The organism is Kribbella sp. NBC_00889 (genome assembly GCF_045207705.1).
Lineage (GTDB): Bacteria > Actinomycetota > Actinomycetes > Propionibacteriales > Kribbellaceae > Kribbella.
Window position 1 is genome coordinate 8,108,813 of the sequence record NZ_CP108783.1, and the last position, 21,973, is coordinate 8,130,785.

Consider the following 21,973-nt stretch of genomic DNA (forward strand, 5'->3'; position numbering starts at 1 on the left):
CGTCGGCAGCAGACCAAGCAGGCGGGATGACGTCTGAGGTAATCGTCTCGATTCGGCTTCTGCCGGAGGCTTGTCGCATCGGAATCGTCCGAAAGAATGAGGAGACATCACCATGACGGCGTACGCCATCGCCTACCTGCGCAACATCAAGTTCGGCGCGGACATCATCGAGTACCTGCACCGCGTCGACGCGACGCTGGCGCCGTACGACGGGCACTTCATCGTGCACGGCGACGACGCGGAGCCGATCGAGGGCGAGTGGGGCGGCGCTCCGATCGTGATCGAGTTCCCGGACTACGACCAGCTGCGCGGCTGGTACGACTCGGCGGCGTACCGGGAGATCCTGCACCTGCGCACCGACAACTCCGACAGCACCGTCATCTTCGTCAAAGGGTGCGGTCGCGACCACAAGGCCACCGATGTGCTGGTCTGATCTTCGTGGCCAGATCCTTGCGAACACCGTCGTCTCGGCCACTGGCTGGCGTCGCTGCCGGGCGGTTGGGTAGAGCCATGCGAATCGAGATGCTGGTGTTCGACGGTGTGGACGAGATGGACGTGATGGGTCCGTTCGAGGTCTGGAGTCATGCCAGGCGGCGGCCGGAGTTCGACATGGCGCTGGTCGGCCTGGCCGGTCCGGTCGAGGTGACCGGGCTGCACGGCCTGCAGTTCAAGGCACCGGAGGGTCTCGGTACTCCGGACGCACTCTTCGTCCCCGGCGGCGGATGGATGAACCGGGCCGAGACGGGCTCGTGGGCCGAGGCGCGGCGCGGCGTGATGACGGCGAGGATCGCCGAGCTCGCGCCGACCCTCAGCCTGCTCACCTCGGTCTGCACCGGCGCGATGCTCCTCGCCGAGGCCGGGTTGCTGAAGGGCCGCCCAGCCACCACGAACCGCGGCGCCTGGGCCGAACTGGAGGCGTTCGGCGCGGACCTCAAGACGAACCGAGTCGTCGACGACGGCGACCTGATCACCGCAGGTGGCGTCACCTCCGGCATCGACCTCGCCCTGTACGTCGTCGAGCGGGTGTGCGGAGCGGATGTCGCCGACGGGATCGCGGGCGCACTGGAGTACACCCGCGACCGGGACGTCTATGTTGCCTCAGGCAACTAGGCCTGGACGAGCTCCGGGTAGAGAGCGGTCAGGTCTCCGGAGATCGCCGCCTTCGCGCCGCGCGCGGTGTCGTCGGCGAGCACCTCATGGGCGCCGGACTCGATACCGTCGAGTGCCTTCTTGGCGATGTCCTCCGGCCGGGACTTCGGTGCCGTGACGGCAGCGGTCATGTCGGTGTCGACGTACCCCATGTGCAGGCCGGTGACGTCGATGCCGCGCCCGAGCAGTTCGAGGCGGATCGCGTTGGTCTGCAGCCAGAACGCGGCCTTGGTGGCGGAGTAGGCGCCGTGCCGCGCGACCCAGGACAGCGCCGAATGGGCGTTCAGGATGTGGCCGCCGCCGTTGCGCTCGATGATCGGGACGAACGCCTTGGTCAGCTCGAGCGGGCCGAAGAAGTTCGCCTCGAAGACCGCGCGGATGTCGTCGATCGGCGCATCCAGGTAGGTGTCCGGGGAGCTGGCGCCGGCGTTGTTGATCAGCACCGTGACATCGGGTGCGGCCGCGGCCAGCGCGTCGATCGATGCCTGGTCGGTGATCTCCAGCGGCAGCGGGACCACGCGTGGGTCGGTGCTCGGCTTGGGGGTGCGCGCGGTCGCGTAGACCTTCGCCACGCCGCGGTCGAGCAGGTCGTCGACGATCGCCTTGCCGATACCGCGCTGGCCGCCGGTGACCAGGACGACTGCGCCTTCGAGTGAGGTCATATCCGAACTCCTAAGCTGGAAACCGATCTGTTTGCACGACTGTAAACCGATCGGTTTCCGAAATCAAATCCAGCCGGTACCCTCGTTCCATGACCACCTCGGCGACACCCCGCGAACGCCTCCTCGAGGCCGCGGGCGAACTCTTCTACCGCGACGGCGTCAACATCGGAGTGGACGCGCTGTGCAAGGCGGCCGGGGTGTCGAAGAAGTCGATGTACCAGCTGTTCCGTTCCAAGGACGAGCTGATCGCGGAGAGTCTGGCCAGCCGCGGCCCGTCGTACCAGGCTTTGCTGCATCCGGGGCCGGAGGACGAGCGGCCGGCCCGGGACCGGATCCTGACGGTGTTCGAGCGGCAGGACGAATTGGTTGCCCAGGGCGACTTCCTGGGCTGTCCCTACGTGAGTACGGCGGTCGAGCTGAAGAACCCGGAGCACCCGGGCTCGGTGGTCGCCCGGCACTTCAAGCAGCACCTGACCGACTTCTTCCACCGTGAACTGGTGAAGGCCGGTGCCGAGGATCCGGGCACGCTGGCGATCCAGCTGACGATGATCTTCGATGGCGCCAGCGCCAGGGCGGTCGTCCGCGCCCAGGACCTGGGCGGCATCGGCGTACTCACCGCTGCCGCGCTGCTGGACGCGGCCGGGCTGCGTTCGAGCGAGCTGGCGACCCAGGCAGGCTGAGCCACTACCACCGGTCGTCCACCTTGGTGCTGTTCACCATCCGCCGCAGGGTGTCGGTCGCGGCGGAGGCGGGCGGGTTACGGAGGGTAGCGCCGGGGCGGCCATGACTGCGGTTCCGACAGTCAGGAACTGGCGTCGTTTCATGGGACAGATCCTCACTTTGTTCCACTGAGCTGGGAAGAGTCGTTCGGCTGTTCCACGGTGATTTCGTACCTGCCGGGATATTGACGTGCTCACCGTCCGTCGTCAAACTTTCGAAAAGACCCTGCGCTAGTGGGGGAAGCGCAGGTGTCTACCGCCCCGAAGAACAGGACATCCGCCCATGCGAAACAAACCCCTGGTCCTGGCCGCTGCCTGTGCAGCGCTGGTCGCCGGGACACTCAGCAGCCCAGCAGTTGCCGCCTCGAACGCCGAGCCCAGTGCCGTGCAAGCGCCCGCGACGTTCACCCACCCAGGTGTCGGATCGAGCCGGGCCCAGCTGGACTTCGTCCGGGCCAAGGTGCAGGCCGGCGCCCAGCCATGGACGAACGCGTTCAACCAGGCCAAGAACAGTTCCTACGCGTCGCTGTCCCGCACGCCGAAGCCGCGCGCGGTGGTCGAGTGTGGGTCGTACTCGGACCCGAACTACGGGTGTACCGACGAGCGTGAGGACGCGATCGCGGCGTACACGGACGCACTGCTGTGGTACCTCACCCGCGACGATCGCTATGCACAGAAGGCGATCCAGCTGATGGACGCGTGGTCGGCGACGATCCGCGACCACACCAACAGCAACGCTCCACTGCAGACCGCGTGGTCGGCGTCGTCGTGGCCGAAGGTCGCCGAGATCATCAAGCACGTGTACGGCAACTGGCCGAACGCCGGCCGCTTCGCCACCATGCTGCGCAACGTCTACCTGCCCGAGATCATCAACGGCTCGAACTCCAACGGGAACTGGGAGCTGAGCATGACCGAGGCGATCCAGGGCATCGGCGTGTTCCTCGGCGACCAGGCCGTGTACGACAAGGGGATCGCACTGTTCCGGCTCCGCGTGCCGGCGTACGTGTACCTCGAGTCCGACGGTGCTTTGCCGAAGACGGTGCCGAGCCAGAACCTCGACACCCGCGACAAGATCATCAACTACTGGCAGAAGCAGAGCACGTTCGTGACCGGTCTGACTCAGGAGACCTGTCGCGACTTCGTCCACACCGGTTACGGCATCTCGTCGATCTCGCACGTGCTGGAGACGGCGCGGATCCAGGGCATCGACATGTACCCGGAGTTCGGTGAGCGGCTGCGGCAGGCGCTCGGTTTCCAATCCAAGTGGGAGCGCAACCTCGAGCCGGTCCCGTCCTGGCTGTGTACGGGCACGCTGAAGCGCGGTCTCGGCCCGATCACCGAGGTCGGGTTCAACGCACTGCACACCCGGCTCGGGATCGCGATGACCAACACCCAGGTCATCACGGAGTCCCGCCGTCCGGCCGGGTCGAACAACCTCTTCGTCGCATGGGAGACCCTCACGCACGCGGAGAACCCAGCCTGACAAGCTTCCGGGAGTGCTGAACCCATCTGCCCTTCAGCTCTCCCGGATCACCACCGGCCGGCCACCTCACCTTGACGTGGCCGGCCGTTGTCGTTGTCAGACCTGGGCCTCGCCGCGCTTCCAGTAGCCCTGGAACGAGATCGCCGGTTTCGCCATCCCGGCGGCGTTGACCAGGTGGCGGCGTACCGACTTGATCATCGACGACTCCCCGGCGACCCAGGCGTAGTCGGCGTCGTACGGGAGCTCGGCGCCTTTCAGGGCCTCGAGCAACGAGTTCGGTGGCGTGATCCAGGTGATGTCCGCGCTGCCGGGTGTCGGCAGCGGCCGGATGTCGCCGGAGTCCGGCACCTCGACAAAGACGGTCGCGTGGGCGGTGGCGGGCAGCTGCTCGAGGATGCCGACCAGCGCGGGCAGGGCGGTCTCGTCGGCGACCAGGATCCGGCGGACGCTGGTGACCGGTGGGACGTAGTCGACGCCGGAGTGCAGCAGTCCCTTGATGCTGGTGGTGTCGACCGCGAACGGGAGGATCAGGCCGATCTGGTCACCCGGCTGCGCCTGGCTGACCCACGCCGAGGCGGGTCCGTCGATGCCGTGCAGGACGAACTCAATGTCGAGCTCGGCGACCTCTGGCCGGAGCGCCCGGATGGTGTACGTCCGCATGATGAAACGCTCGTCGACCGGCTGGGCGCACCACTCCGGGTACCACTCGGGCCCGGAAGGCAGCTTGATCTCGCCACCGTCGGGCGGCGTCAGCAGCACCTTGATCCGCTGGTCTGGACCGGCGGTCACCACGTCGGCGATGCGCGGTGCGACGAAGGTCACGCGGCGCAGGTGCGGGCTCAGGTCCTCGACCGCCGCGACGGTCGCCAGCAGCGAGTCGAACTCGATCGGCCGCTCGAGCACTGTGGTCATGTCCGGTTTCTCCAAGGGGAGCGCAGGGGAGGCTCAGATGCGGACCCGTGGACGACCGGGCTATTCTGAGGCGTCTAGAGGTTAGCCTTACCTAAGAGGATCTCAAAGTCCAATGCCTCCCCCCAGCGCTGTCGCGCAATCCGCCGGCCGCGACACCTCCGCTGTTGTTCCGTCACGCCCCCGGCGGACCCGGCGGGCCACCCTGGTCGCCGGGCTGATCGTGTGTGTCGCCCTGCTCGTCGTGGTGTCGTTGCTCAGCATCGCGGTGGGCTCGAAGCAGATCCCGTTCCCGACGGTGATCGATGCCCTGCGGCACTACAACGAGGCGAACACCGATCAGGTGATCGTCCGCTCACTTCGCGTGCCGCGGACCGTGCTCGGTCTGCTGGTCGGTGCCGCGCTCGGGCTGTCCGGGGCTCTGATGCAGGGAGTCACCCGGAACCCGCTGGCCGATCCCGGCATCCTCGGCGTCAACGGTGGTGCAGCGCTGTTCGTTGTCGGCGGCATCTATTGGTTCGGGCTGTCGAGTCTGACGGCATACGTCTGGCTCGCGTTCGTGGGGGCGGCAGTTGCGTCGGTGGTGGTCTATCTGCTCGGGTCGCTCGGTCGTGAGGGGGTGACGCCGGTCAAGCTGGCGCTCGCCGGTGCCGCGCTGACGGCGATGCTCGGGTCGCTGACGACCGCGCTGCTGATCGGCGATGTCGACACCTTCGACCAGTTCAGGTTCTGGTCGGTCGGATCGCTGGCCGGCCGAGGCTCGGACATCGCCGGACAGGTCGCGCCGTTCATCCTGATCGGCATCGTGCTGGCGCTGGTGTCGGGCCGCGTGCTGAACGCATTGTCTCTGGGCGACGACGTGGCGAAGTCGCTCGGCCAGCGGGTCGGGCTCGCCCGGTTGTTCGTCGCGGTGATCGTCGTACTGCTCTGTGGGGCTGCGACCGCCGCCGCGGGACCGATCGGTTTCATCGGGCTGACCATCCCGCACGTGGCGCGGTTGGTGACCGGCCCGGACTACCGGTGGATCCTGGCGTACTCGATGCTGCTGGCGCCGATCCTGCTGCTCGCAGCCGACATCGTCGGCCGGATCGTCGCGCGGCCCGGTGAGCTGCAGGTCGGCATCGTGACCGCGGTGATCGGCGCGCCGTTCTTCATCATCCTGGTCCGTCGACGGAAGCTGGCGGATCTCTGATGACCACAGCCGAAGCAGTTCAGGTCATCAGCCGGGCGCGGGCGGCCCGGCAGGCACGATCGCTGCTGGTGATCGTGGTTCTCGCGGCCATCGCGTTCGTGACCTTCTGCGTCTCGCTCTCGCTGGGTGACTTCAAGATCCCGGTCATCGACGTGGTGAAGACCCTGTTCGGTGGCGGTGACAAGGCGACCGAGTTCATCGTCAACTCGCTGCGGTTGCCCAGGGCACTCACCGGCCTGATGGTCGGCGCCGCGCTCGGCATGTCCGGCGCGATCTTCCAGAGCATCGCCCGCAACCCGCTCGCCAGCCCCGACATCATCGGCGTCACGTACGGCGCCAGCGCCTTCGCCGTCTTCGCGATCGTCACGCTGGGACTCACCGGCGTCGCGGTGTCGGCGTTCGCGATCGTCGGTGCCCTGCTGACCGCGTTCATCATGTACGTGCTGGCCTGGCGCCACGGGGTGTCGAGCTACCGGCTGATCCTGATCGGCATCGGGATCGGTGCGATCGCCACGAGTCTGACGTCGTACTTGTTGACCAAGGCAAGGGTCGAGATCGCCCAGCAGGCGTTGATCTGGCTGACCGGCAGCTTGAACGGCCGGGACTGGTCGAACGTGCGGTCGATGGCGATCACCCTGGCCGTGCTGGCTCCGTTGACGGTGTTCATGGTCCACCGGCTGCGGATCTTGCAGCTCGGCGACGAGACGGCGTACGGGCTGGGTCTTCGGGTGGAAAGTTCGCGGCTCGGGCTGATCGTGATCGCGGTACTGCTCGCGGCACTCGCGACCGCCGCGGCCGGTCCGATCGGGTTCGTCGCGTTCGTCGCGCCACCGATCGCGCGGCGGCTGACCCGGTCGCCGGGGCCGGCGATGATCGCGTCCGCGTTGCTCGGCGCGCTGGTGGTGGCCTTGTCCGATCTGATCGCGCAGCACGCCTTCGGGGACACCCAGTTGCCGGTCGGTGTGGTGACCGGCGTGGTGGGCGCTCCGTACCTGATGTTCCTGCTGGCCCGGTCCAACCGGGTGGGGAGTGGTGGCTGAGAGATGGAGAACCCTGTGGAACACAGCCTCGCCGCCGACGGTCTGGCGGTCGGATACGACCAGCGGGAGATCATCCACGACCTGTCGGTGCGGATCCCGACCGGGAAGATCACCGTCATCGTCGGCGCCAACGCGTGCGGCAAGTCGACGCTGCTGAAGACTCTGGCTCGGTTGCTGAAGCCGTCGCGGGGCACCGTGCTGCTGGACGGTAAGAGCATCCAGTCGATCCCGACCCGCGAGGTCGCGACCAAGCTGGGACTGTTGCCGCAGTCACCGACCGCACCAGAGGGGATCACGGTCGCCGACCTGGTCGGGCGCGGGCGGTACCCGCGGACCCGATGGATCCGGCAGTGGAGCAAGACCGACGACGAAGCGGTCGCAGCCGCGATGACATCGACCGACGTACTCGAGATCGCCGACCGGCCGATCGACGAACTGTCCGGTGGTCAGCGGCAGCGGGTCTGGATCGCGATGGCGCTCGCGCAGGAGACCGACATCCTGCTGCTGGACGAGCCGACGACGTTCCTCGATCTGACCCACCAGTTCGAAGTGCTCGATCTGCTGGTCGATCTGAACAAGCAGGAGGCGCGCACCATCGTCCTGGTGCTGCACGACCTGAACCAGGCCTGCCGGTTCGGCGACCACCTGATCGCGATGAAGGACGGCGCGATCGTGACCGAGGGCAACCCGCGGGAAATGATCACCGAACAGGTCGTCCACGACGTCTTCGGCCTGGCCGTCAAGGTGATCCCCGACCCTGTGGCCGGCACCCCGATGGTCGTCCCGATCGGTCGCCACACGACCCGGTCCGACACCGTCCCCAAATCCCAGCCCGGCGCTTCCCCAGCCGCCGCCGCCCTCGCAGCCTCCGCAGCCGCCAACGGCGTCTGCCGCCCCACCGACCGCTGACCACAACCGCAGCCCGCCTAGGTGCAGATCGACAGGACGTATACGCCCACTGCCGGCCGCTCCCCGCCTGAGCCCACCGGACAGCTGACGTCATCGCCGGACACCTCCTGTCGAGCTGCACCATCGGACGAGCCCGGGGTTTCGTCGGTCGGGGTGGTTAGGGTGGCGGCCATGGTGTCCGTCTTGGGGTATCACCGGGCTGTGCTCGCCGTTGTGCGCAGCCTGGATGAGCGCGCGTGGGCGGCGCTGCGAGGCGGACCGCTCGACGGCGTCGGCGACTTACTGCTGCGGAACGCGTATCGGCTCGAGGCCGAGGCGCATCCCGTCGTACACCGGGCTGCACGGCGCGCGGCCGAGGCGTTGGGGATGGACTCCGCGATCGAGTGCTTCCAGGTCAACGGGGAGCCGAATGCCGTCTACCTGCACCAGGACGGCCCGGCGGTCATCGTCTTCCAAGGACCACTGCTCGACCGCCTGGGCGAGGACGAGTTGACGGCCGTCATCGGGCATGAGTTCGCCCATCGGCTGCTGTGGGAGGCCGAGGAAGGCGGGTACCTCGCTGTCGATCGGTTGCTGGATGCTGCGGCCGCCGACGCGCGGACCCCGCAGCAGTACCTGGAGACGCATCGCCGCTGGTCCCTCGCGACCGAACTGTTCGCCGACCGGGGTGCCCTGACAGCCTGCGGCGACCTCAGCACGACGGTCCGCGCGCTGCTCAAGCTTCAGACCGGGCTCAGTAACGCCGACCCCGCGGCGTACCTGCGGCAGGCGGACGGGCTGGATCTCAGCACCGGCAGCCGGGGGACCACGCATCCGGAGGGTGTCGGCCGCGCCTGGGCGTTGAAGAACTGGCAAGCCGGCGACGACGTCGAGGCGCTGGTGACCGGGCCACTCGACGTCGACGCGCCCGACCTGCTCGACGCGGTCCTGCTCCGCGAGCTGAGCCGCGATTTCGCTGCCGCGATCGCGCACACCGAGGGACTGCGTACGGACGCGGTGGCCACGGCCGCTGCGGGTTTCGCGGATCCTCCCGGGCCGCTCGGGGTACCGGGTGGCGCCATGTCCCGATTCGACGAGCCGCTGACGGTCCGGCCGGTGGACGGTGCGCCGATGTCGCGGCCTCGGCCGCTGACCGAGGCAACCAGACGCTACCTGTGTTACCTGCTGCTCGACCTCGCCACCGCCGACCCGGAGACCGGCGATGACGGTCTGGTCGCTTCGCTCGCGATCGCGCGACGGTCCGGCCTGAAGGGGTACGACGACGTCGCGGACGACGAACTGGGGTGGAGCGACAGGCAACGAGCACGGCTCGCCCGCGCAGCCGACGAGGTGGTCGCGTGAGCGTCGAAGACCTGGTCGCACTGGCTGTCTCCGAGGACGGACTCGGCAACGATGCGTTGCTGGCGGCAGTGCTCCCGTTGTTCCACGCGACAGCGGCGGTGCACGAGCGCGGCCTGGTCGCGCCGTTGCGCGGTCTCGGCCGGATCACCGTGGACGAGCAGAACCGCCTCGGCTTCGCTCCCGAGGATGCCGGCCGCCCCACCCTCGCGCAGCGCGAGATCGACGCCCGGCAGGGCCCGGGTCCGACTGCGGTCGAGGTGGTTGCGCATCGGCGGACCGACCTCGACCTCGGTGAGAGCGGCGCCCGTGCGACGACAGTCGTCACCGAGCCGGTCCCGGACGCGATCAGCGCTCCCGTCCATGTGCCCGGCTGGCAGAGCTGGGAGCACGTGGTCGGCCACCACGACCCGCTCACCGATATCTTCAGCCTCGGCCAGTTGCTGCTAGCGCTCGGCTGCGGACTCGACCTGTCCCGGACCGGTGACGTCGCCGAACTGATCGATGCCCGAGGCAACCTTTACGCGCTCGACCCGGACCTGCACCCGGTGATCGTCTCGGTCGCCGCGCAGATGGCCGAACCGGACCGGCACCAGCGGGCCCAGGACCTGCACTCACTGATCGAGCAGCTCGAGAACTATCGCGACCAGCCGCTCGACTTCGACGTCGACGCGATCACCCGCGGCGCGGCCGACAGGCGTACCGCGGTGCTCGGAGCGCTGCGGGACCGGCTGTTCGACCTGTCCCGGCGGAACCGGCTGATCAACTTCCGGCCGACCGCTCAGATGCTGAACCTCACCGAGGTCTCGGTGCCGCTGATGCTCGACGTCCGGACGATCCGCCCGGAGCAGCTGTTCACCTGGCGCGACGACCTCGGTGCCCAGCTCCTCGGCAAGCCCCAACCGCTGGGCAAATGGATCCGATACGACGAAGCGCCGTACGCCGCGAACACACTGGACAAGCTGATCGCGACAGCCAGGCGGGACCGGGCGGAGTACGGACAGGACCAGCTGCGGCTGGTTCCGGCGTTCCTGCGCTGGCACGACCTGAAGAACGATCGGGACACCCGGCTCACCTCGCCGCTCGTGTTGGCGAAGGTCGAGCTGACCAAGAAGCGCGGAGTGCGGGACTCGTACACGCTCCGGGTGACCGAGCCGGTCGCCGAGGTCAATCCGACGCTGCGTCACCACCTGCGTCAGCTGTACGGGATCACGCTGCCGGAGACTGTGGACCTGTCCGAGCCCGGAGCGATCCCGGCGTTGCACGAGCGGCTGGCGAAGGAGATCCAGGCGACAGAGCCAGGGCTGCGGCTGCACCTGCGGGAGAAGCCCCGGATCGACCTGGTCCGGCAGCGCGCGATGGTCCGGCTGCGCAACTATCAACGGCGCAAGCACGGCAACACCGCGACAGCGTTCGGCGGCAGGCACTACGCGTATTCGTACCGCGGCACCGACTACCAGCCGCTCGGCGTACAGATCTTCCGGACGCAGCTCGCGCGGCAGCCGCTGCCCCTCGGGATCACGCTCGGCTCGGAGCCGCGGCGGCCCGGCGCGATCGAGACCGACACCTATTCGATCGACACCGAGGGCGGCCCGTACTCGTGGGACGTCGACCTCTGCGCGGTCTCCCTCGCGAACTTCAACTACCGCACGCTCGGACTGGTCCGGGACTACGACGAACTGCTCGGGACCGGTGGGTCGTGCGCTTCGTTCGACCAGCTGTTCTCCGATCGCCCGCGGCCGATCAGCAGTACGCCGCTCGAGTTGCCGACCGCCGATCGGCATCTGGTGGTGTCCGCGGACGGTTCACAGGTCGCGGCGATCGCCCGGGCGCAGCGGGGTGAGAGCTTCGTCATCCAGGGACCGCCGGGGACCGGCAAGTCGCAGACGATCACCAACATGATCGCGGATTTCGTGGCCCGTGGGCGGCGCGTCCTGTTCGTGTGCCAGAAGCGGGCTGCGCTGGACGTCGTCCACGCGCGACTGGCGAGCCGTCGGCTGGACGGACTGTGCACGCTGATCCACGACTCGCAGGCCGACAAGAAGGCGTTCGTCCATGGGCTGCGGGAGACGTACGAGAGCTGGATGACGGCCGAGGACGATCTCGACGACCTGACCGTACGCCGGGATGTGCTGGTCGCCCGAGTGGACCGGTTGCTCCGCACGATCGACGAGTTCGAGCAGCGGTTGACCACCGGCGATCCGAGGCTGCGGGACGTCGTGAACCGGCTGGCCGAGCTCCGGGACGATCGCTGGGGTGACGAGCTGGAGCCGGCCGTACGGCGTTTGGTGCCGGCGACAGGTGAGTGGTGGTCCGCACGCTCCGTCGTACGGGCGGTGGCGCGGGAGCTGGCTGCGGCTGACCCGGCGAGTGGTGGGGTGCTCGCTCGTAGCCCGTTGGCGTTCGTTGCGGCGGAGCGCTGGGGTGATGCCGATGTGTCCGCGGGCGCTCGGGATGTGCGGACTGCGTGGGCCTCGGTGGCCTCCACACTGGCCGATGTCGACGCTGCTGCGCCGGCCGAAGGTTGGACCGTGCAACAGGTGCGAGTGCTTGCCGAACTCGGGCGGACCCTCGCACCGATGGATTCGCGGGATCGCGTGGACGCCATCGATCCACGGTCGGAGGAGGCCCGGCAGTTGACGGCTGTCGGTGCCGAGCGGACGAGACTGATTGCGGCCGAGCGGTCTGCGTGGGAGGCGGCATCGGGATGGAGTGAGCCGTTGGCGCACGCCGACGCGAAGTCGGCCCTGAAGGTTGCCGAGAGCAAGGAAGGCGGGTTGTTCTCCTTCCTCAGCGGGGATTGGCGCCGGGTGAGGGACCTGGTTCGGAGCCGCTTCGACAGTACGACGCGCGCCGTACGGCCGTCTGTGGTCGAGGTGCTGACCGACCTGGTGGCTGCTCAGTCGGCAACGGTCGCCGTCGCGGAACACGCCGAGCAAACAGGGCGTGACTGGGGTGTGGATGATCCGCTCGCACTGAGCGAGCGGTTGGCGTCTGCGCGGAGGGGCCTGCTGACGGATTGGCGGTTCGTTCTACGAGCTGACGCGCCGGCGACGCTGGCCCAGCTCGCTGACGCAGTCGATCACGCCGAGGGACCGACGCAGGAGTTGTTGGCAGCGCAGTACGCCACGTTGACGGTGGACGGCGTGATTGCGCTGGCGGACCAGCTGGTCGCGGCGGACCACGTCGTACGGGCTGTTGGTCCCGCGTTACGTGAGCTGGAGGATGCGCCGGCGTCGGTGCGGACCGCCGTACGACGGTTGGACGCGTCGCCGGACCAGCTTGAGTACGCCGTGTGTGCGGCGGAGTGGGAGCGGTCCCGGACAGCCGCGCCACTGCAGCTGTCGTCTGCGCGGGTGGATTCGATCGTCGGCGAGCTGAGTCTGGTCTACGACGAGCTGACCGAGCTCAACGCCGAGCTGATCGTCGCGCAGGTACGGCGGCGGTTCCTGGCCGAGGTCACGCATTCCGAGCAGAGTGTCACCGGGATGTCGCCGGAGGACCGGGAGCGGAAGAAGACCTTCTCGACCGGGCGGCGTGAGCTGGAGCATGAGTTCGGCAAGGTGATGCGGTACAAGTCGATCCGCGACCTCGCGTCCGGTGCGCCCGGTGCGGTGGTGTCGCTGCTGCGGCCGGTCTGGTTGATGAGCCCGTCGTCGGTGTCGGACACATTGCCGCTGACCAGCGCGTTCGACGTCGTGGTGTACGACGAGGCGAGCCAGATCCCTGTGGAGGAAGCGATCCCGGCGCTGCACCGCGCGCCGCAGGCGATCGTTGTCGGCGATCAGATGCAGCTACCACCAACCCAGTACTTCCGAGTCCGCACAGACCCTGTCGCCACCGAATGGAGTGCCGGGCCTGCCGGCCCACAGACGCGGACCGACTCCGGGCCCGCTGATCGCGCCTCCGCCGAGGGCCAACCCGAGCACCTCGATTCCGCCTCGGCCGGGCTGGATGACCTCGACGACGACGGGACGGAGCAGGTGGGTATCGCGCTGACCGAGGACAGTTTCCTCTCGATCAGTGCGCTCCGGCTGGCGTCGACCATGCTGACCTGGCACTACCGCAGCCGTTCGGAGGCGCTGATCTCCTTCAGCAACGCCGCGTTCTACCAAGGCAAGCTCGCCACAGTCCCGGACCGCCTGCCGGCACACGCCGCACCGCCGTGGACGTTGCGGTCCGATGCGCCTGCGGTGGCTGATGTCTGCGACAGCGTCCTGTCCGGCAGCATCACGTCCGTCCGCCTCGTCGACGGCGTCTACGTACGGCGTACGAACCCGGCCGAGGCACGCTGGATCGCCGAACTGGTGCGCGAGGTGCTGAGCCGCGACACCGGGAAGAGCCTGGGAATCGTCGCGTTCTCCGAGGCGCAGCAGGCGGAGATCGAGCGAGCCCTCGACGACCTGGCCGAGGCGGACCCGATCTTCGGCGCGCAGTACGAGGCCGAGCAGGTGCGGACGCGTGGCGAGCAGGACGTCGGCCTGTTCGTGAAGAACCTGGAGAACGTCCAGGGCGACGAGCGCGACATCATCCTGATGAGCGTGTGTTACGCCGCCGGACCCGACGGCCGGATGCTGATGAACTTCGGCCCGATCAACACTTCGGGCGGAGAGAAACGCCTGAATGTCATCTTCAGCCGCGCCCGTCACCACATGGTCGTCGTCAGCAGCATCGAACCCGAAGCCATCACCAACACCTACAACGACGGCGCCAACACCCTCCGCCGCTTCCTCACCTACGCAACAGCCATCTCCCGCGGCGACGCCACCGCCGCCAAGTCCGCGCTGACGCCGTACCCGCTCGGTCAGCGCACCAGACCGACCAGCACCTCCGTCGTCGATCAACTCCGTACGGCGCTGGAGGCACGCGGCGTGGAGGTGGAGACGGCCGTCGGAGAGTCCGTGTTCCGCTGCGACCTGGCGTTGAAGTTGCCGAGGGACGACGGTCACCGTTTGGCGGTGCTGGTGGACACCCCGGAGCGAGTCGCCGCGGACACACTTCTGGAGCGGCTCACGACGCACCCAAGAGCCCTCATGACGACCGGCTGGCGCGTGCATCACGTGCTCTCCACCGACTGGACTCGCTCACCGGAGACCGTAATCACTCACCTCCTGGATGCGCTGCACCGCCCGGTCGACGGCTGAGCTCAGTCGCGGGCGCGTAACTGGTACAGGACCAGACCGGCCAGGAGAGCGCCGAGGGTTCCGAGGGCCAGGTCGCCGAGGGTGTCGGTGTAGGCGGACTGGAGTTCGGGAGAGCTACGGATGAAGGTGAAGTACTCGCCGACCTCCCAGACGACTGCCGCGGTCGCGCCGAAGCCCAGGGCCACGAAGGCGGTCAGGCCGCGGGAGAGATTGCGCGGCGCGAACGCGAGCAGGACGCCGGCGGTGAGGAAGCCCCAGAGGATGAAGTGCATGGCGTCGTCCCACCAGCCGACCGTGTCGAACAGGTTGAGCCGGTTGCCGATCAGGTCGATCAGCCACGGCAACGTCATCAAGAGGTCTGCTGTCCAGGGGAAACGGCGGTGCAGCTTGCTCTTCGTCCGCCCGTACGCCCACCACCACAGCGGCAGGATCATCGCGCCGATCGGGTACACGACCAGCCGCGCGGTGGACGCCTTCCCCTTGATCCCACTCAGGTCCGGCCAGATCAGTGCCGACAGCAACAAACCGAACAGCAGCACCTTCGCGGCCAGGGCGGCGTACCGCGCCCAGCTCACTCGCGTCGCGGCGACCGTTGTCGCAGTCATCGTCGTCACGCCTCTCAGTCAAACCGACCGCTGGGCGAGGCGGATGAGTACAACTACGCGAAGGACCCCCGCGATGACCGCCATTGTGACGGATCGCGGGGGTCCCGAACAGCAGTCGGCCTCGCCGGCCGGACCTGTGGTCCCAGCCGGCTGAGCTGAGGAGACGGGCCGGGCTCAGCTCACGCTGATGAGGTCCACGACGAAGATCAGGGTCTCGCCGGGCTTGATCGAGGCGCCGGCGCCGCGGTCGCCGTACCCGAGCTGCGGCGGGATGACCAGCTTGCGCCGGCCGCCGACCTTCATGCCCTGCACGCCGGTGTCCCAGCCCTGGATGACCTGGCCGACGCCGAGCTGGAAGGCCAGCGGCGCGCCCCGGTTGTACGACGCGTCGAACTCCTCGCCGGTCGAGTGGGCCACGCCCACGTAGTGCACGTTCACCCGCGACCCGGCCTTGGCCTCGTCGCCGTCGCCCACGGTGATGTCGGTGATCTCGAGATCCGCCGGCGGCGGACCGTCCGGAAAGTCGATCTCTGGCTTCTCAGTCATAGCTACCAGCTAACCAGACCTCCGCCCGGATCCGCGCGCCCAGGGTCCCCCGCGCCAGGAGCTTTCATACCTCGCGCCGCGCGAAGGCACGACTAGCGAGCGAGCACCTCGCGGAGTTTGGTGGCGAACTCCTCGGGTTTGCCGGGCTGGCCGTACTCGTTGCCGAGGAATCCGCCGTGGCCGCTCGGGAAGACGACGGGCTCGAGGCCGAGACGCTCTGCGGCTGCCGTGCCGCCACGGCCGGCGAGTTGGTTGGCGGACTCTTCGCCGACGCCGATGACGAGGCGGTCCTTGGCCTTGTCCAGGGCGTCGAAGTCGGGTTGGTACGACGTACAGCCGCGGATGTTCTGACCGAGGAGAGCGTCATCGCGGGTGCCGTCGTCCTCGGTGGGGAGGCCGAACATGGCCGGATCGGGCGCCGGCTGCTGGGTGTAGTCGGCCGGGATCTCGCCGTCGTAGCTGACGATCGCGATGAACTTCGCCATCCCGGCGCCCATGCCGTCGCGCTGATAGGTCTGGTAGATGTCCTCGCACGCCGCCAGCGCTGCCTCGCTGTCCGGCACGACCCCGGCCAGCGGCGGCTCGTGCGCGACGAGGGTGTGGAGGAGGTCGGGTCGCTTGGCGGCCAGGGCCAGCGAGTTCACCGCGCCGCCGCTGCTGGCGAACATGTCGACCGGGCCGCCGTCGAGCGACTCGATCAGCGCGATGAGGTCGGCGGCGTGGTCGTCGGGCGTCAGTTCGCCGGCACCGTCGCTACGGACGCTCCGCTCCACCCCGCGCGGGTCGTAGGTGACGACCGTCCGGTCGGTGAAGTGTGACGCCAGGGTCGGGAAACCACTCGCACCCATCGGCGAACCGATCACCAGCAGCACCGGCTGGTCGCGATCGGCGAGATCACCGCGGACGTCGTACGTCAGGGTGGCTCCGGGGACGTCGAGCGTCCGGGTGACAGGGTCCGGCATGACAGCTCCTCTGGTCCGGCCCATCCCCACCGGTTGGGCTCGTGAGGTGAGCCTAGACCGGGTCAGGTGACCGGAACAGGTACGCAGAGTGCACCCAACCGGCACTAGCAACCGCCAGTGACGCGCTCCCACTGGCAGGTTATCTCGCCGATAGCGCACTTTTTGGGGCCAGCGATGACATAACCCGCCAGCGGATCATCGGGCGCGGGGCTTCCCGGATCAGCAGAGGCCGGCCTCCCCAAACCGGTTCGGGGAGATCAACATCGCGATGCGGGGAGCCGAACAGTCCGGATCGGGGTAGGAAGTCTCCACGAACCCGGTGCACGCCCGGGCCTGGCGTCACACCGGCCAACGTAGTCTGCCCGGCGGGCAAGGATCGCGCTACCGATGCCCGCAGCAACCAACTGGTGCCCACGGATTCAGGGCTAGACTCGCACTCTGTGCTGAAGAGACTCGTTGTCGTGACCGCCGCTGCTGTCCTTGTGGCCGCTGTCGTACACCCGCGGAATTCCGACGCGAGCACGGCGGCTGAGAACTACGGGCAGTACTCGCTGATGTTCGAGAAGTCGGCCGGACAGTACTGGGCCGGTCAGGCCGCGGCGGGCCAGTGGGCGTGGACGCCGCTGAGTGCCACCGAGTCGGACATCTCCTGGGGAGACCCGAAGACCTGGCCGCCGAAGTCCGCCGAGCACTTCGTCCACGACGGCGAATGGGTCCTCCTCGACGGCTACAACGACGGCGCCGGCCGCCCGCTCACCCAGGCCCAGCGCGTCACCTCCGAGAAGATCGGCGACGCGGACTGCAACAACCTGCAGCCGATCCCGTCGGCCGACGGCCGCCAGCACTACGTGAAGTGGACCATCCCCACGACCGGCTACTGCCTGGACGCGTCCGGCACGATCAAGCCGCCGAGCGGCTCCACCGCGGTCAACTTCCGCCACCTGCAGAAGTGGCTCCCGCCGCACCCCTGCTCCAACCCGTACTTGACCGGCCAGACCTGCATCACGCAGTTCGAGCAGTGGTGGGACGACAACAACCACGCCTATTCCCTCCAGCTCTCCCGCACCCTGGAGATCGCCCGCGGCAAAGGCATGGCCTTCACCAACCGCACCACCGTCCCCGTCCCCTGGAACGCCGACGCCCGCTACTACTGGCACTACTGACCCGAGTTACGGCCAGCCGGCGGGTGGGCGGGGCGCGGGGTGGGTGAGGATGCGGCCGGTGCGGTTGGAGAGTAGGCGGTCGAGGTTGGCCTCGAACGACTCCTGCATCTGCCAGTCTGCGGACAGCATGTAGAGGGTGCGACCGTCCAGGCCGCCGAGGGTGCAGGCGAAGCCGGCGTGCTCCAGTGGGACGGTCTCGAGGATCTCGCCGCCCTCGGCGATGCGGAGGCAGGCGGGGCCGTTGTCTGCCCAGCCGGGGGTCCAGATGGCGCCGTCGGCGTCCATGACCATGCCGTCGCCGGTGTGAGGTGCCCACACTCGCCGGTTCGATAGCGAGCCATCGGGTGAGACGTCGTACGCCGTCAGTGTCTCGGCGAAGGACTCGGCGATGACGAGGGTCGAGTTGTCCGGCGTGATCACCATGCCGTTGGGGAAGGCGAGCTCGTCGGCCACGCGTCGTACGGCGCCGTCGGGGGTCACGAGCAGGATGAAGCCGGGGCGCTTGCCTTCATCCGGGTGGAAGTCGCAACCACCGTTGACGTAGATGTTGCCGCGACCGTCGACGACGATCTCGTTCAGTCCGCCGTACGACGAGAGGTCGGCATGGACGACGAGGTCACCGGACGATTCCTGCCGCAGAAGCAGTCCTTCCGGACCTGAGGTCACCAGCAGCCGCCCATCCGGCAGCCAGTCGATCGAGAACGGCAGCGTGGTCGGGACGCGGGCCATCACCTCGCTCTTACCTGACGCATCAACGGCCAGAACCTCCTGAGCACCCCAGTTGGAGCACCAGAACCGCCCGTCATGCCACCGCGCCGACTCCCCGATCACCAGCCCACTCATCAGTACCTCGGACATCACCACTCCTTCCGTTTACCCCTATACGAACGGAAGGAGTGGTGATCGACACCGCGTACCGACTTACTTCTTGACTGTCTTGTTGTATTGCTCGATCTGGGGCTTGATGGAGTCGGCGGCGGCCTTCATGGCCTGGGCCGGGTCGGTGCCCAGGACTGCCTTTTCGAGGCCGTCTTCGGAGGCCTTGCGGGCTTGGGGCATGACGCCCAGGATGCAGCCGGACGACGCGTTGGTCGGCTTGGTGTTGTGGAGTTGGGTGATCGCGGTGGTGAACTGCGGGTACTGCGCCACCCACGCCTTGTCCTCCGGGAGGTCCAGGGCCTTGGAGTTGATCGGGAAGTAGCCGGTGCCGGTGTGCCACGCGGCCTGCTGCTCCGGCGAGGAAGCGAACTTCACGAACTCCCAGGAGGCGCGCTTCTCGGCGTCCGAGTGGCCCGGGCCGTCGATCCACAGCGACGCGCCGCCGATGATCGGGCCGCCGCTGTCGGAGGCGGTCAGGTGCGGGAACGGCGCGGTGAGCACGGTGAACTTGCCCTTCGCCGCGTCCAGGTAGCCGCGCAGCGATCCGGTCGACTCCAGGTGCATCGCCGACGTACCTGACTTGAAGACGGCCTGCGCGTCGTCGGTCTTCTTGCCGGTGTTCGGCATCAGGCCCTGCTTGACCATCTGCTGGTACCAGGTGGCGACCTTGACGCCCTGCTCGTCGGCGAAGTTCACCTGGGTGGCCAGGTCTTTGCGGCCGTTGTCGTTGTCGCAGTACGTCGACCCGGACTGGGCGATCAACTGCTCGATGAACCAGCCGTAGATCGCGGCGTTGAAGCCGTATTGGACGGTCTTCCCGCCCTGCTTGATCGTCAGCTTCTTCGCGTCCGCCATGATCTCGTCGAGGTTCGTCGGCGGCTTGTTCGGGTCGAGGCCGGCCTTCACGAAGGCCTCTTTGTTGATGTACAGCAGCGGCATCGACGTGTTGAACGGCATCGAGTTCAGCTTACCGTCGATCGAGTAGTAGTTGGCGATGTTCGGCTCGATCGAGTCCAGCGCGTAGTCGTCCTTGTCGGCGAAGCTCTGCACCGGCACGGTCTGCTTGGAGTCGATCATGAACCGCGAGCCGATGTCGTAGATCTGTACGACGGAAGGCGTGTTGCCCTGCTGCACCGACGTCTTGTACTTCGTGATCGTCTCGTCGTAGTCACCCTGGTAGACCGCGGTGACCTCGATCTTGCCGGTGTGGGCGGCGTTGAACGCCTTCACCAACTTGTCGACGGCCTCGCCGTTGGCGCCCTTCATGCCGTGCCAGAAGGTGATCTTGGTGACGCCGGACGCCTTGTCCAGCGCGTCCGCGCCGGGCACGTCCTGGCCCCCGCTGCCGGAGTCGCCGGAGTCGTTGTTGCTGCTGCCGCAGCCGGCTGCCACCAGGGCGAGCACGGCCAGCAGTGAAGCGCCGATCGCCGTACGTCGTTGTCGGACTGATCGCATCACAGTCACCTCTCTCGAAGGATCATCGGATGGCGCCCGCGGTCAGTCCGCGGACGATGAATCGCTGGCCGAAGATCACGATGGCCAGGGTGGGCACGATGGACAGGGTGACGCCGGCCAGGATCAGGCCGGGGTCGGCCGCCTCGACGTCGTTGAGCTGGCTGATGCCGATCTGCAAGGTACGGCGGGATGCCGAGTCGCCGATCAGCAACGGCCAGAAGAACTGGTTCCACGCGGACAGGAACACGTACAGCCCGACCGCGGTCAGGGCCGGCTTGTTCAGCGGCAGCAGGATCCGGCGCAGGAACCGCCAATGCCCGCAGCCGTCGATGGTGGCCGCGTCCCTTAGTTCGGTGGGGAACTGCAGGAACGACTGCCGCAGCAGGAACACCCCGAACGCGTTCGCCAGGAACGGCAGCACCAGCGCGATCATGGTCCCCGCGTACGTCGCGGTGAGCCGTTGACCACCGAGCTCCCAGCCCGTGATGGTCAGGTAGTTCGGCAGCACGATCGATTCCCACGGCACCATCAGCGTGGCCAGGAACAACCCGAACAGCAGTGAGCGTCCCCACATCTTCATGAAGGCGAACGCGTACGCTGCCAGCACACTGGTGATCAGCTGCGACACGGTGATGATCGAGGTCTGCAGGATCGAGTTCAGGTACTGCTGCCCGATCGGGGTCCCGGACGACGAGGCGCCCTTGTAGTTGCCGGTGAAGATCCCGTGCGGGAACAGATCCGGCGGGTACGACGAGATCTGCCCGGGCGACATGATCGAGCCCGCGATCACGTAGTACACCGGGAAGATGACCGCGAGGGCCGCGAGGATCAGGACGGCGTACGTGATCAGCCGTCCGGCGGTGAGTCGCCTCACTTGTAGTGCACCCGCCTCTCCAGTACGCCGAACTGGACCGCCGTGCAGACGAGCAGGATCACCAGCAGCACGATCGCCTGCGCGGACGCGGCGCCGAAGTCGCTCGCGTTGTTCGCGAAGGCGGTGTGGTAGATCGAGTAGACGAGCGTCTTGGTCGACTGCTCCGGGCCGCCTTCCGGCGTCAGGATCTTGATCTGGCCGAAGCCCTGCAGCGACTGGATCGTCGAGATCACGACCAGGAAGAACAGTTGCGGACCGAGCAACGGGATGGTGATGTGCCACGACGCCCGCCAGCCGCCGGCGCCGTCCAGCGTCGCGGCCTCGTTGATCTCGGTCGGGATCGCGCCGATGCCCGCGGACAGGACCAGTACGTTGTAACCGATGCTCATCCAGACCGTGGTGATCGAAACGCTGATCAGCGCCCAGGACGGATCGGTGAGCCAGCCGATCCGGTCCACACCGAACCGGCCGAGCAGGCCGTTCGCGAGTCCGATCGCCGGGTTGTAGATGGTGGCGAAGATGACGGACGCGCTCGCGACCGAGAACGCGAACGGCAGCGCGAACGCGGTCCGGAAGATCCGGATCCCCTTGATGTGCTGCTCGAGCAGCAGCACGACGGCCAGGCCGCCGAGGACGCCGGGGATCACGGTGAGCAGCACGAACGCGAAGGTCACCCAGAGGATGTGCCGGAACTCAGCGGAGCCGAGCATGTCGCGGTAGTGCTGCAGTCCGACGAACGCATCCGGCCGGCCGAACAGGTCCGAGCCGTGCAGCGACAGCGAGACCGACTTGCCGAGCGGCCAGACGATGAAGAGTGCGAACACCACCAGGCAGGGCACGAGCATCAGCCAGGACAGCAGGGACGCAGGTGTGGGGCGGCGGCGCGCCGTGGCCGACACCGTAGTGGTCGGGCGGCTTCTTGCGGCCGATACCGTACGTGTAGT

The 21,973-nt window shown here is 67.8% G+C and carries 19 protein-coding genes; 10 read left to right on the forward strand and 9 right to left on the reverse strand.

Features of this window, described 5'->3' with window-relative positions:
* Nucleotides 1-112: 112 nt before the first annotated feature.
* A complete protein-coding gene (locus OG817_RS39890) occupies nucleotides 113-433 on the forward strand; it encodes a DUF1330 domain-containing protein (RefSeq protein ID WP_406050152.1) in 321 nt (106 codons plus the stop codon).
* 77 nt (nucleotides 434-510) lie between these two features.
* On the forward strand, nucleotides 511-1,110 hold the full coding sequence (locus OG817_RS39895; protein ID WP_406050153.1) for a DJ-1/PfpI family protein: 600 nt from the start codon (nucleotides 511-513) through the stop codon (nucleotides 1,108-1,110).
* On the opposite strand, the gene OG817_RS39900 is transcribed toward OG817_RS39895, so the two are convergent.
* Complete coding sequence (locus OG817_RS39900; RefSeq protein WP_406050155.1) at nucleotides 1,107-1,811, reverse strand: SDR family oxidoreductase; 705 nt, start codon at nucleotides 1,809-1,811, stop codon at nucleotides 1,107-1,109. The two genes, OG817_RS39895 and OG817_RS39900, sit on opposite strands and share 4 nt — an antisense overlap.
* 89 nt (nucleotides 1,812-1,900) lie before the next feature.
* Between OG817_RS39900 and OG817_RS39905 the strand changes: the two genes are divergently transcribed.
* Nucleotides 1,901-2,491: a TetR/AcrR family transcriptional regulator gene (locus OG817_RS39905; RefSeq protein WP_406050157.1), complete on the forward strand. Its 591-nt coding sequence runs from the start codon at nucleotides 1,901-1,903 to the stop codon at nucleotides 2,489-2,491.
* 322 nt (nucleotides 2,492-2,813) lie between these two features.
* Nucleotides 2,814-4,013, forward strand: a complete 1,200-nt coding sequence (locus OG817_RS39910; RefSeq protein WP_406050158.1) for an alginate lyase family protein — start codon at nucleotides 2,814-2,816, stop codon at nucleotides 4,011-4,013.
* Nucleotides 4,014-4,109: 96 nt separating this feature from the next.
* Here the strand turns inward: OG817_RS39910 and OG817_RS39915 are convergent, their stop codons facing one another.
* The gene (locus OG817_RS39915; RefSeq protein WP_406050159.1) at nucleotides 4,110-4,925 is read right to left on the reverse strand and encodes a siderophore-interacting protein; all 816 of its coding nucleotides are present in this window, start codon (nucleotides 4,923-4,925) and stop codon (nucleotides 4,110-4,112) included.
* 112 nt (nucleotides 4,926-5,037) lie between these two features.
* Here OG817_RS39915 and OG817_RS39920 point away from each other — a divergent pair, with 112 nt between their 5' ends.
* The 5 genes from OG817_RS39920 to OG817_RS39940 all read left to right on the forward strand — a co-directional run bounded on the left by OG817_RS39920 (nucleotide 5,038) and on the right by OG817_RS39940 (nucleotide 14,545).
* On the forward strand, nucleotides 5,038-6,114 hold the full coding sequence (locus tag OG817_RS39920) for a FecCD family ABC transporter permease (RefSeq protein WP_406050161.1): 1,077 nt from the start codon (nucleotides 5,038-5,040) through the stop codon (nucleotides 6,112-6,114).
* On the forward strand, nucleotides 6,114-7,154 hold the full coding sequence (locus tag OG817_RS39925; protein ID WP_406050162.1) for a FecCD family ABC transporter permease: 1,041 nt from the start codon (nucleotides 6,114-6,116) through the stop codon (nucleotides 7,152-7,154). Before OG817_RS39920 ends, OG817_RS39925 begins: the two co-directional genes overlap by 1 nt.
* A 3-nt stretch (nucleotides 7,155-7,157) precedes the next feature.
* Nucleotides 7,158-8,063: an ABC transporter ATP-binding protein gene (locus OG817_RS39930; RefSeq protein ID WP_406050164.1), complete on the forward strand. Its 906-nt coding sequence runs from the start codon at nucleotides 7,158-7,160 to the stop codon at nucleotides 8,061-8,063.
* Between the two features lie 171 nt (nucleotides 8,064-8,234).
* Nucleotides 8,235-9,404: a M48 family metalloprotease gene (locus OG817_RS39935; RefSeq protein ID WP_406050165.1), complete on the forward strand. Its 1,170-nt coding sequence runs from the start codon at nucleotides 8,235-8,237 to the stop codon at nucleotides 9,402-9,404.
* Nucleotides 9,401-14,545: an AAA domain-containing protein gene (locus tag OG817_RS39940; protein WP_406050166.1), complete on the forward strand. Its 5,145-nt coding sequence runs from the start codon at nucleotides 9,401-9,403 to the stop codon at nucleotides 14,543-14,545. Before OG817_RS39935 ends, OG817_RS39940 begins: the two co-directional genes overlap by 4 nt.
* Nucleotides 14,546-14,547: 2 nt before the next feature.
* On the opposite strand, the gene OG817_RS39945 is transcribed toward OG817_RS39940, so the two are convergent.
* The 3 genes from OG817_RS39945 to OG817_RS39955 form a co-directional block, all read right to left on the reverse strand.
* Complete coding sequence (locus OG817_RS39945; RefSeq protein WP_406050168.1) at nucleotides 14,548-15,159, reverse strand: hypothetical protein; 612 nt, start codon at nucleotides 15,157-15,159, stop codon at nucleotides 14,548-14,550.
* A 165-nt stretch (nucleotides 15,160-15,324) separates the two neighbouring features.
* Nucleotides 15,325-15,696 (reverse strand): FKBP-type peptidyl-prolyl cis-trans isomerase, encoded by a 372-nt coding sequence (locus OG817_RS39950; RefSeq protein ID WP_360456282.1) that lies wholly within the window; start codon nucleotides 15,694-15,696, stop codon nucleotides 15,325-15,327.
* A 92-nt stretch (nucleotides 15,697-15,788) separates the two neighbouring features.
* On the reverse strand, nucleotides 15,789-16,658 hold the full coding sequence (locus tag OG817_RS39955; protein WP_406050170.1) for an alpha/beta fold hydrolase: 870 nt from the start codon (nucleotides 16,656-16,658) through the stop codon (nucleotides 15,789-15,791).
* A gap of 440 nt (nucleotides 16,659-17,098) precedes the next feature.
* Between OG817_RS39955 and OG817_RS39960 the strand changes: the two genes are divergently transcribed.
* Nucleotides 17,099-17,821 carry a hypothetical protein gene (locus tag OG817_RS39960; RefSeq protein WP_406050171.1) on the forward strand — a complete coding sequence of 241 codons (723 nt, stop codon included), beginning with the start codon at nucleotides 17,099-17,101 and terminating at the stop codon, nucleotides 17,819-17,821.
* 6 nt (nucleotides 17,822-17,827) lie between these two features.
* Here OG817_RS39960 and OG817_RS39965 read toward each other — a convergent pair whose 3' ends face one another.
* The 4 genes from OG817_RS39965 to OG817_RS39980 all read right to left on the reverse strand — a co-directional run bounded on the left by OG817_RS39965 (nucleotide 17,828) and on the right by OG817_RS39980 (nucleotide 21,928).
* Nucleotides 17,828-18,679 carry an SMP-30/gluconolactonase/LRE family protein gene (locus OG817_RS39965; protein WP_406050172.1) on the reverse strand — a complete coding sequence of 284 codons (852 nt, stop codon included), beginning with the start codon at nucleotides 18,677-18,679 and terminating at the stop codon, nucleotides 17,828-17,830.
* Between the two features lie 63 nt (nucleotides 18,680-18,742).
* On the reverse strand, nucleotides 18,743-20,155 hold the full coding sequence (locus OG817_RS39970; protein ID WP_406050173.1) for an ABC transporter substrate-binding protein: 1,413 nt from the start codon (nucleotides 20,153-20,155) through the stop codon (nucleotides 18,743-18,745).
* A 22-nt stretch (nucleotides 20,156-20,177) separates the two neighbouring features.
* On the reverse strand, nucleotides 20,178-21,029 hold the full coding sequence (locus OG817_RS39975; RefSeq protein ID WP_406050175.1) for a carbohydrate ABC transporter permease: 852 nt from the start codon (nucleotides 21,027-21,029) through the stop codon (nucleotides 20,178-20,180).
* Nucleotides 21,026-21,928 carry a carbohydrate ABC transporter permease gene (locus OG817_RS39980; protein ID WP_406050176.1) on the reverse strand — a complete coding sequence of 301 codons (903 nt, stop codon included), beginning with the start codon at nucleotides 21,926-21,928 and terminating at the stop codon, nucleotides 21,026-21,028. Before OG817_RS39980 ends, OG817_RS39975 begins: the two co-directional genes overlap by 4 nt.
* Nucleotides 21,929-21,973: the final 45 nt, after the last annotated feature.